Annotated in this window: 11 protein-coding genes; 3 read left to right on the top strand and 8 right to left on the bottom strand. The window is 52.1% G+C overall.

The features are described 5' to 3' along the window. The first annotated feature begins 7 nt into the window (after positions 1-7). Complete coding sequence (locus V9K92_RS16450; RefSeq protein WP_337354775.1) at positions 8-2,083, top strand: hypothetical protein; 2,076 nt, start codon at positions 8-10, stop codon at positions 2,081-2,083. 2 nt (positions 2,084-2,085) lie between these two features. Here V9K92_RS16450 and V9K92_RS16445 read toward each other — a convergent pair whose 3' ends face one another. Further along, entirely contained in the window at positions 2,086-2,592 is a 507-nt protein-coding gene (locus tag V9K92_RS16445) for a GNAT family N-acetyltransferase (protein ID WP_337354458.1), read from the bottom strand. Between the two features lie 372 nt (positions 2,593-2,964). On the opposite strand from V9K92_RS16445, the gene V9K92_RS16440 reads away from it, so the two are divergent. After that, positions 2,965-3,945: a glutathione S-transferase family protein gene (locus V9K92_RS16440; protein WP_337354457.1), complete on the top strand. Its 981-nt coding sequence runs from the start codon at positions 2,965-2,967 to the stop codon at positions 3,943-3,945. A gap of 1 nt (position 3,946) precedes the next feature. Here the strand turns inward: V9K92_RS16440 and V9K92_RS16435 are convergent, their stop codons facing one another. After that, positions 3,947-4,417, bottom strand: a complete 471-nt coding sequence (locus V9K92_RS16435; protein ID WP_115052389.1) for an NUDIX domain-containing protein — start codon at positions 4,415-4,417, stop codon at positions 3,947-3,949. Positions 4,418-4,502: 85 nt separating this feature from the next. On the opposite strand from V9K92_RS16435, the gene V9K92_RS16430 reads away from it, so the two are divergent. After that, a complete protein-coding gene (locus V9K92_RS16430) occupies positions 4,503-5,414 on the top strand; it encodes a metallophosphoesterase (protein ID WP_115052388.1) in 912 nt (303 codons plus the stop codon). A gap of 26 nt (positions 5,415-5,440) precedes the next feature. Here the strand turns inward: V9K92_RS16430 and V9K92_RS16425 are convergent, their stop codons facing one another. The 6 genes from V9K92_RS16425 to V9K92_RS16400 all read right to left on the bottom strand — a co-directional run bounded on the left by V9K92_RS16425 (position 5,441) and on the right by V9K92_RS16400 (position 13,204). Next, complete coding sequence (locus V9K92_RS16425) at positions 5,441-6,055, bottom strand: hypothetical protein (RefSeq protein ID WP_337354456.1); 615 nt, start codon at positions 6,053-6,055, stop codon at positions 5,441-5,443. 178 nt (positions 6,056-6,233) lie between these two features. After that, positions 6,234-7,937: a 2-isopropylmalate synthase gene (leuA, locus tag V9K92_RS16420; protein WP_337354455.1), complete on the bottom strand. Its 1,704-nt coding sequence runs from the start codon at positions 7,935-7,937 to the stop codon at positions 6,234-6,236. A gap of 301 nt (positions 7,938-8,238) precedes the next feature. After that, positions 8,239-9,183 (bottom strand): alpha/beta hydrolase, encoded by a 945-nt coding sequence (locus V9K92_RS16415; RefSeq protein ID WP_307279618.1) that lies wholly within the window; start codon positions 9,181-9,183, stop codon positions 8,239-8,241. A 286-nt stretch (positions 9,184-9,469) separates the two neighbouring features. Further along, positions 9,470-10,051 (bottom strand): NUDIX domain-containing protein, encoded by a 582-nt coding sequence (locus tag V9K92_RS16410; protein ID WP_337354454.1) that lies wholly within the window; start codon positions 10,049-10,051, stop codon positions 9,470-9,472. A 24-nt stretch (positions 10,052-10,075) separates the two neighbouring features. After that, complete coding sequence (locus tag V9K92_RS16405; RefSeq protein WP_115052384.1) at positions 10,076-11,005, bottom strand: cation diffusion facilitator family transporter; 930 nt, start codon at positions 11,003-11,005, stop codon at positions 10,076-10,078. Positions 11,006-11,020: 15 nt separating this feature from the next. Next, complete coding sequence (locus V9K92_RS16400; RefSeq protein ID WP_337354453.1) at positions 11,021-13,204, bottom strand: anthranilate synthase; 2,184 nt, start codon at positions 13,202-13,204, stop codon at positions 11,021-11,023. Between the last annotated feature and the right edge of the window lie 103 nt (positions 13,205-13,307).

The following is a 13,307-nucleotide window of genomic DNA, read 5'->3' as shown; positions in this document are numbered from 1 at the left end:
AATGTATATTTCAGTCGATTTCCAGCCACTCGTCTCCAATACTCTACTCATCCTCCTCATCGTGCCACTTGTAGCGCTGGCTTTGGCGGGCATATTCTTTCGCCAGCGCGGAAGTCTGATCCGGAGTTTGGCGGTAGCCGCTCTGATAGCAGCCCTTTTTAATCCGATCGTAGTCAACGAGGAACGCGAGCCGCTTAAAAGCGTGGTGGCGGTCATTGCGGACCGAAGCCAAAGTCAGGATATCGGCGTTAGATCCGCCGACACCGACGCTGCGCTTGCTCAAGTGCAGGCAGCATTGGCGAGACTACCGCAATTTGAAGTCCGCACGGTCGAATCCGGACGCTCTGCTGAGAATGATGATGCCACATCGACGCGTCTTTTTGGAGCCTTGAACGGCGCATTCCGCGATGTACCGCCTGCCCGCATCGGTGGCGCGATAATGATTACCGACGGGCAAATCCATGATATTCCAGCCAACAAAAGCGGTCTCGGTTTTAATGCTCCCGTGCATGGTTTGATTACCGGTACGCCCAATGAGATCGATAGGCGCATTCAATTTGTACGCGCTCCGCGTTTTGGACTTACCGGAAAGCCTCAACAGATTACCTATAAGGTAACTGGCGCCGGTGAGCCTCTGGGCGGTCGCGCAGGTGTGCGTGTGCGGGTCAATGGAACAGAAGTAAGCAGCCAGGACGCGATTATTGGCGAAGATATGCCGTTGGAAGTCACGCTTCCCCGTGCTGGCGACAATATCGTCGAAATCATCGTCGATACCGTTCCGGGGGAGCTGACGGAGGTCAATAATCGCGCTGTAGCAATGATTGATGGTATTCGCGAGAACCTTCGCGTTTTGCTCGTTTCGGGCGAACCGCACAATGGCGAGCGCACGTGGCGTAATTTGCTCAAGTCAGATGCATCGGTGGATCTGGTGCATTTTACCATCCTGCGTCCCCCGGAAAAGCAGGACTCGACGCCGATCAACGAACTATCCCTGATAGCTTTCCCGACGCGTGAGCTGTTTGTTGAACGTATCACTGATTTTGATTTGATTATTTTCGACCGCTATCAGCATCGCGATGTGCTGCCGCTGCTCTATTACGATTATATCAATGATTATGTTCAGCGCGGCGGCGCGCTCCTGATTGCAGCCGGGCCAGAATATGCCGGCAACATGTCTATCGCCAATACACCGCTGCTTTCAGTTCTTCCTGCTGTTCCAACCGGCAATATTGAGGAAAGAGCATTCTATCCTCGTCTCAGTGAACAAGGAAAACGTCACCCCGTAACAAGGGGGCTTGAAGGCAGCACGCAAGAGCCACCAAACTGGAGTCGCTGGTTCCGCGTTATCGACGTGAATAAGCCCGAGGGCGAAGTGGTGATGAACGCTGGCGACCGGCCACTCCTCGTGTTGAACCGATTGGGCGAAGGGCGTGTCGGCATGTTCCTTTCCGATCAAGGCTGGCTTTGGGCGCGTGGCTTTGAAGGTGGCGGGCCTCACGCGGCGCTTTACCGGCGTATCGCCCATTGGCTGATGAAAGAACCCGAGTTGGAAGAGGAAGCGCTGACGGCAAAGGGCTCTGGGCGCAATTTGGAGATTCGCCGCCAGACAATGGCAAAAACGGCCGATCCCGCCAGTATTATCACTCCCTCGGGCAAGACCCAGTCTGTGCCTTTGGCCGAAACAGAACCGGGCGTTTTCACCGCATCTGTGCCCATGGAGGAAATTGGGCTTTACCAGGTGGCCAATGGTGATCTGACAACACTTGCGCATGTTGGTCCCATCGACGCCCCTGAATTTGCAGACAACGTGTCCACAACAGCCAAACTTGATCCGCTGACCCGCGAAACTGGTGGTGGCGCTCGCCGTCTGCGTGAGAGCGCGGATCAAGCGTCAATTGAAATTCCGAACATTGTCGCCTCTCGCGGCGCAGCCAGTGCCAGCGGTGATAACTGGATCGGACTTCGCCCAACCAATGAAACAGTTCTTAAAAGCGTAGACCGGCTACCGCTGTTTTCCGGATTTCTTGGACTTGCTGCAATGATATTTCTGCTCGGCGGAATGTGGTATCGCGAGGGAAAGTAGCGTCAGGCCACCGAAGCATGCCTGACCCTTCCCTGCACGTCTTTCAATGCGTGCGGAACAAGTTCACATGCTAAAAAGCGTGACGGCTCAACCGGCGCGGGCATAACAATTTGATGGCCTTCGATCCGCCTGAAACCAAAGGGCGCGTAATAGGGCTCGTCTCCGACCAGAATTACCAACTTGTGATTGGCACGCCGTGCAGCCTCTATGCTTGTGCGCATCAAAGCCGCACCGATGCCTTGCTTTTTCCAGGCAGGACGCACTGCAAGCGGGCCAAGCAACATAGCCTTGGTTTGCCCAATCAGAATGGGAGTGAGCCGTACCGAACCCACGACATGCCCGCCACTTGTGGCGACAAAAGAAAGGCTGCGATCATGCGGCCCACCCTCGCGAATACGATAAGCGGCACGAGTAAAGCGTCCGGGGCCGAAGGCTTCTTTGTTGATGTCTTCAATGGCAGTGTCATGCTCCGGTTCTTCCGGTGCGTAGGTTACGACATGGGACAGCATTCTGGGCATCTTCATATGGGAGTGGGACAGAACCTTCATGTTCAGAAGGCAAGACAGGACGTCCGCCGCTATTAGCGCCGGTCAGGGTTTCATCGTCGGATGAACAAAGTACCTGTCACAATTGTCTCCATTTTTCCTCGCTAACATTAAACCGGGGCGGCGTAAACCGGAAAAGTGTCATGGTTTCCGGCTATTGGCCGATTGTGACATTCCCGTCCCCAGCGACCGCCGGAGGAATGCGAATATCCGTTCCATGCATTAGCGACACACTGTTTACATTCATCGTTCTGGTTGCACGGTAAAAAATGCCTAGGTAAGCATCGTAATGCGAATATCCCGTGTCGTTACGGGCAACCTTGAAGGATGAACGAGATGGGTTTGTTAATTGACGGCGTCTGGCATGATCAATGGTATGACACCAAGGGTAGCGGAGGTCGCTTCATCCGCTCGGAGTCGCAGTTTCGCAACTGGGTAACGCCTGATGGCAGTGCGGGCCCAACCGGCGAAGCAGGATTCCAAGCCGAGAGTGGCCGTTATCATCTCTATGTTTCATATGCGTGCCCTTGGGCCCATCGCACTCTGATCTTTCGCGCCTTGAAGAAATTGCAGGACGTCATTTCTGTTTCTGTTGTGGATTACTACATGGGCAGCGAAGGCTGGACATTCTCCGAAAAAGACGGAGCCACGGCCGACCACCTTTTCGGCCACAGGCGTCTTCACGAAGTCTATACGCGCGCGGATATCAATTACTCGGGACGCGTTACTGTGCCCGTACTGTGGGACAAAAAACAGAACACAATCGTCTCGAACGAGTCCTCTGAAATTATCCGCATGCTCAATTCTGCTTTCAATGAGTATGGTGATCCGGATTCTGATTTCTATCCGGAAGAATTACGCGGCGGGATCGATGCCATCAATGCGATTGTTTACCCCAACATCAATAATGGCGTCTATCGAGCCGGATTTGCCACAACACAAGAAGCATATGAAGAAGCATTCGCTCAGTTGTTTGGTGCACTGGACAAAATAGAGGTCAAACTCTCAAAGCAGCGCTATCTCGCCGGCAATCGCCTGACCGAAGCTGACTGGCGGTTATTTACAACGCTTCTACGCTTTGATCCGGTTTATGTCGGCCACTTCAAATGCAATCGACAACGGATTGCCGATTATCCCAATCTCTCAAATTACACACGTGAACTCTATCAGGTTCCCGGCGTCGCACAGACGGTCAATATGGAGCACATAAAAGGGCATTATTACAGGAGCCATAGTACAATAAATCCGACGGGTATCGTCCCGCTTGGGCCTGAAATTGACTATGCGGCACCACATAATCGCAATCAGATGGCCTGAACTACCAGAGCAGGGGCGGCTCCAAGCCGTCAAATATTTCTGCGAGCCTTTGTCGTGTCGAGGGCGTAGTGTCTTGCGGCAAATCATCAAGCTTAAAAAACCCTGCCTCGGCAATTTCACGATTGGCGAGGAAGGGCGTCGCCTGCCGAAATGACCGGCAGACATAAAGCGCGACATGATCGCGCTTTGAGGCATGAGCATTATGATAAATGGCAAAAAGCTCAGGGCGCCCCGTCAGCTCAATATTGCCTTCCTCCATAAGCTCCTTGGCGAGGGTTTGCTCAACCGTATGGCCGGTTTCAACGCCGCCACCTGGAAATTGCCAGCCTGCAACATAAGTATGGCGGATAAGGAAAACTGAGTTGGTTGCCTCATCGAAAACGACTCCGCGTGCGCCCAGCGTCATGGGGCGGCGAAATAAAAAATAGATGTGAAAGAGGCGGAGCCGCCATCTAAAGTGTTTTTGTGCCATGCCATCCGGTTTTCAACGAGACTGTCAAACCATGCGACGGTTCTATCACTGGATTCCTGCCTAATAGTCTCATAAAGCTGGAACCATGTTTCGTCTTGCACATATCTCCGATATCCATCTGTCACCCCTGCCAGCGCTTACCCTGCGTGAGCTGATTTCAAAACGTATCACCGGCTATATCAACTGGCGCTCAAATCGCAAAGGCATGATGACAGGTGGCACCTTGGAGGCGCTGACAGATGACCTCCTGACACAGCACCCGGACCATATCGCCGTCACTGGTGACCTGGTCAATCTTGCCTTGGATGAAGAACTCGAAACAGCACAGCGTTGGCTCAAAACGCTGGGTCGGCCGGAGGACGTTTCTGTAGTTCCCGGTAATCATGACGCATATGTTCCAGGTGCGTTGAAAAAGACGCGCCGCTACTGGGAAGCATGGATGCGAGGCGACAAGCAAGCGGCCGAAAACCTGCCTGTCGAATTTCCTTACCTACGCGTGCGCGGCGACGTCGCCCTTATCGGCGTATCTTCCGCACGCGCTACCGCCCCCTTCATGGCAACGGGCGATCTGAGATCAAAACAGGCAACGAAACTGGCCGAAATTCTTACAGAAACGGGTCAGCGTGGTCTGTTTCGTGTCATCATGATCCATCATCCGCCTATTCGCGGCGCGGCCCCTTCCCATAAGAGATTGCTTGGAATCGGCCTTTTCCAGCGCATTGTCCGTCAGCACGGCGCCGAACTTGTTTTACATGGCCATACCCATCTTGCCACTCGTTACGAAATTAACGGGCCAAGCTGGACCGTTCCCGTCATATGTGTCCCTTCGGCAAGCCAGAGCTTCGCCGGCAGCCATAAGCCACCAGCTGCATATAATCTGTTTACGATCGAAAAAACCAATGTAGGCTGGTCATGCCACATGAAACAACGAAGCGTTATCGATGCCCAGATGACGATCCAAACTATACGTGACGATGACTTGTTAGCAGGAAGCTAGTTTCAAATGGGGTTGACTGGGTTGAACTAGAAGTAGTTCGAAACGCGGTCCCAAAAAAACACCACGAATGCTCCTGATCCAATGGCTGCTCCAATAAGGAACCAGTATGCCGCTGTAATAAATGAACTCAGACGAGATGGTTGTTTGATGGCAGGAATGGTTACCGCAGGCTGCATGGATTGTTCGATCTGCCGTGTTTCTTTTACAGGTTTCGGCTCGATCAACCCGACCCGGCTGCCTTCCATCATTTGCCGTCTCTCGACAATTCGCTCGGCAATATAACGCGTTACCGCATCGGCCACAGGTCTTACCTCGGTGGACTCTGCAACGAGAATTCGGCCATTCCTCGTATCGCGAACAAAGCGATATGTACGTCGATCCCGGGCCATGGTGACATGCGACGTGACGTCGATCCATAAGCGCGGCTGCTGGCCTTTTGAAACAGCAAATTGCCACTGCGGATCATCAACTGGCACTTCGTCGAAAACCTCCTGCAAATCCTGGGCAAGAACTTCAATCCGGGCAAGATCAGCTTCTTTCGTATCGGTTAGAACATCGTTCCTATCCGCAGACGCAAGCTGCGCGCCACGCACTGCTTCTGAAAGGCTCAACCTGTCGCGTGGATTCGAATTCTCTTTCATCAATTCCTTCAAGCTGAAAATCGATCGGCGTGTGAACAAAATCCGGGCTCAATTATTAGCAATCATGCCACGCCAATGCACCTGAAACTTGTCAAAACAAGGCCAACCCTTTGACTTAAGCAAAGGATTGGCCCGAATTCATTAGCTGATAAAATTAAGCCGAAAAGGCTCTGTTCTGCTATTTTGCAATAATGCGATTTGCTGCAGAAACAATGCCTTCCAGCGAAGCCGTCACAATGTTCTTATTGATACCGGCCCCAAAGATTTTTCCTGCTGGATGCTCGATTTCCATGTAGCTGATAGCCGCCGCATCTGAGCCATGCTGCAGCGAATGTTCAGAATAGTTCACCACCGACATTTTGAAACCGAGATAATGCGAAAGAGCATCGATGAAGCCATCAACAGGTCCGGTTCCCCTGCCCTCGATACGCTTGGTTTCACCATTGTCGGTTATCTCAGCTGAAAGAATGCGAACACCCTTTCTTTCCGTGTCCGGATAGGTGTGGTGATCGACGAACTTGAGTCTGGCGTTGGGCTGATCGACATAGAGTTCCTGAAAGCGATCATAAATACGCTTGGAAGGCATTTCCTTGCCTTCGCCGTCCGTGATGTTTTGAATATCTTCACGGAACTCCACTTGCATGCCGCGTGGCAGGTTCAACCCGTAATCCGCCTGCAAGATATAGGCGATGCCACCCTTGCCCGATTGCGAATTGATGCGAATAATCGCTTCGTAGCTGCGCCCGACGTCTTGCGGGTCAATCGGCAAATACGGCACTTCCCACAAGCTTTTATTGGCTTGTTTAATGGCCTTCATGCCCTTGTTGATCGCATCCTGATGGGAGCCCGAAAAGGCCGTGTAGACCAACTCTCCAACATAGGGATGCCGTTCCGGAATCACCAATTGGTTGGAATATTCATAGACCTCCTTCATGCGATTAATGTCGGAACAGTCAATTTCCGGATCCACGCCTTGCGTAAACATGTTCAGTGCCAATGTGACGATATCAACATTGCCAGTACGTTCGCCATTGCCGAACAAAGTACCCTCAACACGGTCTGCTCCGGCCATCAGGCCGAGCTCCGTGGCCGCGATGCCTGTTCCGCGATCATTATGCGGATGCAATGAAACAATCAGATTTTCACGGTTATCCAGCTGACGGCACATCCACTCAATACGATCAGCGTAGATATTGGGCGTCGACATCTCGACCGTAGACGGCAGATTGATAATCAACTTGTTGTCCGGCGTCGGTTTGACGATCTCGGTTACAGCATTGCAGATTTCCAAGGCCACTTCGAGTTCAGTGCCAGTGAAACTTTCCGGCGAATATTCGAACCGGAAGCCACCACCCGCTTTGGCTGCCATGTCAGTAATCATCTTTGCGGCATCGGTTGCGATAGCCTTGATGCCATTTACATCTTTGTTGAAAACCACGCGGCGCTGCAATTCACTGGTGGAATTATAAAAATGGATGATGGGTTTATGCGCACCCTGCAGCGATTCAAATGTACGCGTAATCAATTCCGGACGGCACTGGACGAGCACCTGTAACGAGACATCCGCTCCGGGATTGCCTTCTTCCACACACCAGCGTGCAAAATCGAAATCGGTCTGCGATGCTGACGGAAATCCGATCTCGATTTCCTTGAAACCCATATCAAGCAACAGCGCAAACATGCGCACCTTGCGATCATGCCCCATTGGATCAACAAGCGCCTGATTGCCGTCTCGCAGATCCACAGAACACCAGATCGGTGCCTTTTCGATGCGTTTGGATGGCCATTGACGATCTTTGAGATCGACGAAGGCATATGGTTCATATTTCTTGGCTGCGTCAGGCATTCCTGCGACAGATCGGGATGTTATAATGTCAGTCATCTGCTTCTCGTTTCCGGCCAAGTGCGCAGCTGAACTGGCGCAATCATGGCACTATTTTAGGCTTGGAGCTAAAGTTGTAAATGGATAAGGAGCGAGAGCCACATGGCGGTTTCGACCGCCGGACGCTCCTTCAACGAGCCCGGCGATCGCCAATAAGGTCGAGTAGAAGCGGTAGAAGAAAGGCGCGATTGGCCAGCCCTGCAAAGGCAGACTGAGCATTGGACATCTGTGTCGGGCGCATTTTCATGAGCAAACACCTAAACGAGTGTCGGCTCGGATGCAAGAGCTCTTAAGAAAGCCGTTATTTTTTTAGCGAAGCCGTTGCACCAGAAAGCCACTCGCTGACAACCTTCACGTCATCCTTGCCAAGGCCATGGTCAGACTTGATCGAGCGCGCCTCCACACGAGCACCGTGCGAGCGCAACATATCTTCCAGTGCAGGAGCATAAGGGGCATAAAGCTGATCGGATGCGCCAGATACTGTCAGCACCCGGGCCTTGCCCAGATTGGCATCTATAGAGCCCGTCAAGACCGGCATTGAACGCAATAGCACTGCCTGCTTCACGAGGTCCGGATAGAGCATCATGACCGAATTGACGAGATTTGCACCGTTTGAATAACCAAGAAACGTGGTGCGGTTGATGTCGATCTTATATTTTGATGCAGCTTGGGTGAAGAAACCAGCAAAGGCTTCGGCTTCTGAACGAATATCCGTCTGGTCGAAGCTCACTGGCGACAATCGGCGATACCAGCGATTTGACCCATCTTGGACGACACGGCCGCGAACGGCGAGCAACAAAGCGTCCGGTGCAATTTTGGAGGCGAATGATACCAGGCTGGTTTCATCCTGACCCGAGCCGTGCAAAAGCACCATGGTATCGCCGCTCGGCGTTTCCGGGCGGTAGATACGATATTTAAAGGACATATCCTCATGAAGCGAACCTTCGTTCTGAAATTGAAGTTCGCCTTTCACTGCCTTTTTCAAAATACCTGTACCACCAGTTGCTAGGATGTTGATGGGCTTCAATTTTTCCGGAGCCTGGGAGACAACCTTGCCCTTTGTTGGGCAGGCATCCGCGACAACATTCTTGCCCGCATCAGGCTGGTTATCAATATTTGCAGATAAAATTTCGGGTTTGCCCGATTGCAGCTTGTCGCAATCAGCAGTGCTACGTGCATAGGAAGGCTGTGCCAGAACGATCATCGATAGACCAGCAACAAGTGCATAGAAATAAGGTTTACCCATAAGCTAATCCTAGTGTTTAAAGGTTAACTAAATTTGTAAACAGCCGCGGTCGTCCGCTGGCACTGCCATGCGTGTTGGCTATCAATTCCAGCCTCGGAACTGACGCTTTACCAAATGAACTTGTCCCCAACTTCGCGCTTTTACGCTTGATCCTGTTCGGAGAATTCGCATTGCTGGACGAGGTTTCAACCAGCGCGTCTTCTATGTCAATATAATTGTAACAAAATCATGACGGCTTGAAATATTACGTGACGCGATGTTGCGCGACTGCACCAAAAAGAGCCGGTCAGCGCGATAATTGCTTCAATTTGAGATGCTGGAGCAGGATGATTGTCTTGGCATCGACGATACGCTGTTCGGCAATCATCGTCATGGCTTCATCAAGCGTCACCTCTAGGACCTCAATGTCCTCGCCCTCGTGTTCATGTCCGCCACCGGCGGAAACTTTATCCGTAGGATCGTAGATTGCGATAAAGAATGCCAGACGCTCGGTCACGCTGCCCGGACTCATAAACAGATCAAAGACACGCTCAATATCGCGAAGCCGGTAGCCCAATTCCTCTTCCGTTTCCTTGCGGGCAGTGGTTTCAGCATCATTGTCATCAAGCAGGCCAGCACAGGCTTCAATCAGCATCGGCTCCTGATGGACCACGAAAGCTGGCAGCCGAAATTGCCTTGTCAGCAAAATTGTTCCTCGTACCGGATCATAGGGCAAAACCACCGCCCCATTGCCCCGATCATAAACTTCGCGAGTTTGTGTTTCGACAAGCCCGTCGCGACGTAAAAAATTATACGTATATTTGGTGAGAGTTCCCCAATTATCTGAAAGAAGCTCAGTCGATTTAACGTGAACCCGGGGTGCATTCATGAGAATTTCAATCCTTTCAACGGATCAGGCAAAAGGAACGGCAGCCGTGCCGATCGGCAGTTTTGCCTCATCTTCTGGCTCGACATGGATCACGACGCTGGCTTCAGGAATGTGGTGCATCAAAGCGTTTTCTATACGGTCGCAAATAATGTGCGCATCTCGAACAGACATGTTTGCGTCCACAACAAGATGGAACTCAATGAAGGTCATACGCCCGGCCACGCGGGCCTTCAAATCATGAACCTCCAAGGCACCTCCAGCATTTGCCGATATGATATCGCGGATGCGCATGGTTTCATCCGTAGACACCCCGCCATCCATCAATCCTTGGACGGAATTGCTGATCACGCGCCAGCCCTGCCAGAGAATGTTCACGGCAACAATAACCGCCAACAGCGGATCGAGGATTGTCCATCCGGTCGCAACCGCACCAACGAGACCAATGAACACACCAAGCGATGTCACCACATCCGTCATAATATGCTTGCCGTCAGCAATCAGCGCCGGGGAGCGATGCTTGCGCCCGCTTCTAAGTAGCAGCGAAGCCCAAATCGCATTGATCAGTGAGGCCCCGCCATTGATGGCAAGACCTAGCCAAGGTTCATCCAAACTTCTGGGTGTTTCCCAAGCCACCCAAACTTCACGCAAGATGAGCAAGGCAGCCAGAATAATCAGCACCCCTTCGATAACGGCTGAAAAATATTCCGCTTTGTGATGACCATAGGGGTGATTCTGGTCAGCAGGCTTATGGCTAAGCAGAATTGCCCAGAATGCTGCCAAAGCGGCAACCACATTTACAATCGACTCCAATGCGTCAGAATAAAGCGCTACCGATCCCGTAACATGATAGGCGGCATATTTCAGACCGAGCACGGCGATGCCGATAAAAATCGACCAGAATGCCAACCGGCGAACTGTCGTCTCGCCGTTAACTGCCGAGCGTGTATCTATCATGCTGAATTTCTCGCTCTAAGCCGCTCGTTCCTTCGCACGGCGCGGTAAATGAGCCACGACGTTTTCAATCATGCGCATACCAGCATTGTGCCCCAGTGTCATGATCGATTCCGGATGGAATTGCACCGCTGCAATGGGTTCGTGCTTATGCTCGATAGCCATGATGACACCATCTTCTGTTTCAGCTGTCACGATGAAATCATCCGGGAGACGTACCGGATCGGCAAAAATTGAGTGGTAACGGCCCACCGTTACTTCCTTGGGCAGCCCCGAGAAAATCCTGCCTTGTTTGGTGATGCGGATGCGCGAGGGTTTTCCATGCACAGGCACGTGAAGCTGCCTCAGACTTCCGCCATAGGCTTCAGTTAAAGCCTGCAATCCAAGACAAACACCGAATATTGGCAAGTTGCGTGTACGAGCTTTCTTGATTGTCGCCTTGCAGTCGAAGTCGGTCGGCGTCCCTGGGCCAGGTGATAAAACCACAAGATCTGGCTTGATGCGGTCAAATATCTCTTCCGGCACGGGCGTTCTGACAGTGGTAACAATGGCTCCGGTCTGTCTGAAATAGTTCGCCAAAGTGTGCACGAAAGAATCCTCGTGATCGACCAGCAAAATCTGCAATCCTTCACCGACGCGAGCAACGGCACGCTCTTCAGGAACGATATTGCTCTTATGGGCGTCACGTACGGCCGCTATCATCGCCGATGCTTTCAGTTCTGTTTCGGCCTCTTCCTCTTCCGGTATCGAATCATACAGCAAGGTCGCGCCTGCCCGCACCTGTGCGATGCCATCTTTGATGCGGATGGTCCGCAGCGTCAGGCCGGTGTTCATATCACCGTTGAAATTGACCATGCCAATGGCACCGCCATACCATGCACGCGGGCTGCGTTCATTTTCCTCAATAAATCGCATCGCCCATAGCTTTGGCGCTCCGGTAACGGTAACTGCCCATGCATGGGAAAGGAACCCGTCGAAAGCGTCCATGTCCTCGCGCAGACGGCCTTCAATATGATCAACAGTATGAATTAGGCGCGAATACATTTCGATCTGGCGGCGGCCAATAACGCGAACTGAGCCCGGCTCACAGACACGGCTTTTATCGTTGCGATCGACATCCGAGCACATGGTAAGTTCGGATTCGTCTTTCTTGGAGTTCAGCAGTTTGATGATTTGCTCGGCATCAGCGATGGCATCTTCACCACGTTTGATAGTCCCGGAAATCGGGCAAGTCTCAATGCGGCGGCCGACAACCCGAACAAACATTTCAGGCGAGGCTCCGACGAGATATTCGTTGTCACCTAGATTGATGTAGAACGAATAAGGCGAGGGATTGATCGCCTTCAGCCTTCGCGAAATTACCGATGGCTTGGTTTCGCAACGCTCATAGAAAGTCTGTCCCGGCACGACCTCAAAAAGATCGCCACGCATGAAACTTTCCTTGGCCTTCTTGACCAATTCCGCATAGACGCCCGGATTATGGTCGCCCCTGCCTGGAATAATGTCGGTAGGTTCAAACGGCTTTTTGGCAGTGTCGCGTGGCAGCCCCTCCGTCGATTTTCCTTCATAAGCATAGTCGTAACGGTCCAGCCAAGCCTTGGCAGCATGGTGATCAACGACCAAAATCTCATCGGGCAAATAAAGCACGATATCGCGCTGATCGTCCGGTCGTTTCAGCTTGTACTCGATCGGGTCAAACTGGAAAGCCAGATCATAGCCGAAAGCACCATAAAGACCGAGATTTGCATCATCTTCGGTAAAGAACAGCGCAACAATGCCGCGTAGAACGGTGAACACCGAAGGAATGCGTGAGCGCTCTTCCTCGGTAAATGCGCGCGTCGGCAACGCAATCTCCAGCTCCAGCTTCGTCTCGCTGGTCGAGCTGATTGTTATTTCCTCAAGCTTTTCCATGGCTTGCTTAATGGGCAGAAGAAGCACTTCACCGCGCTTGTTCAGCGCCTCAATGGTCATGTGCCGTCCATTTGAGGTAATTACAACAGGAGGATCGATGATCGCTGTATCCCACCGCGTATAGCGGCCCGGATATTCATAATTGGAGGAAAAGACGGCGCCACGGCGCTCGTCCAACGCATCAATATAGCTATCGATAGCGCTGGCATAGGCTGTTGCCACCCGCGAACGGGTGATTGTCACTCCACCCTTTGTATCGAATATTTCCAACTGGCCCTCAATTCTATGCATCGTCAAATCCTTTGTTGCATTCGGCATTCAGGGCAATTCAAGCGGTCAAACAAAAAGGCCGCCCGGAAAACCCGTTGCGGCCCTGTCCTTTTTCACAAACATG

The organism is Phyllobacterium sp. CCNWLW109, assembly GCF_037203905.1.
Taxonomy (GTDB): domain Bacteria; phylum Pseudomonadota; class Alphaproteobacteria; order Rhizobiales; family Rhizobiaceae; genus Phyllobacterium; species Phyllobacterium ifriqiyense.
Note: the sequence above shows the minus strand (reverse complement) of the source record. Positions and strands in the feature narration are given on the sequence as shown.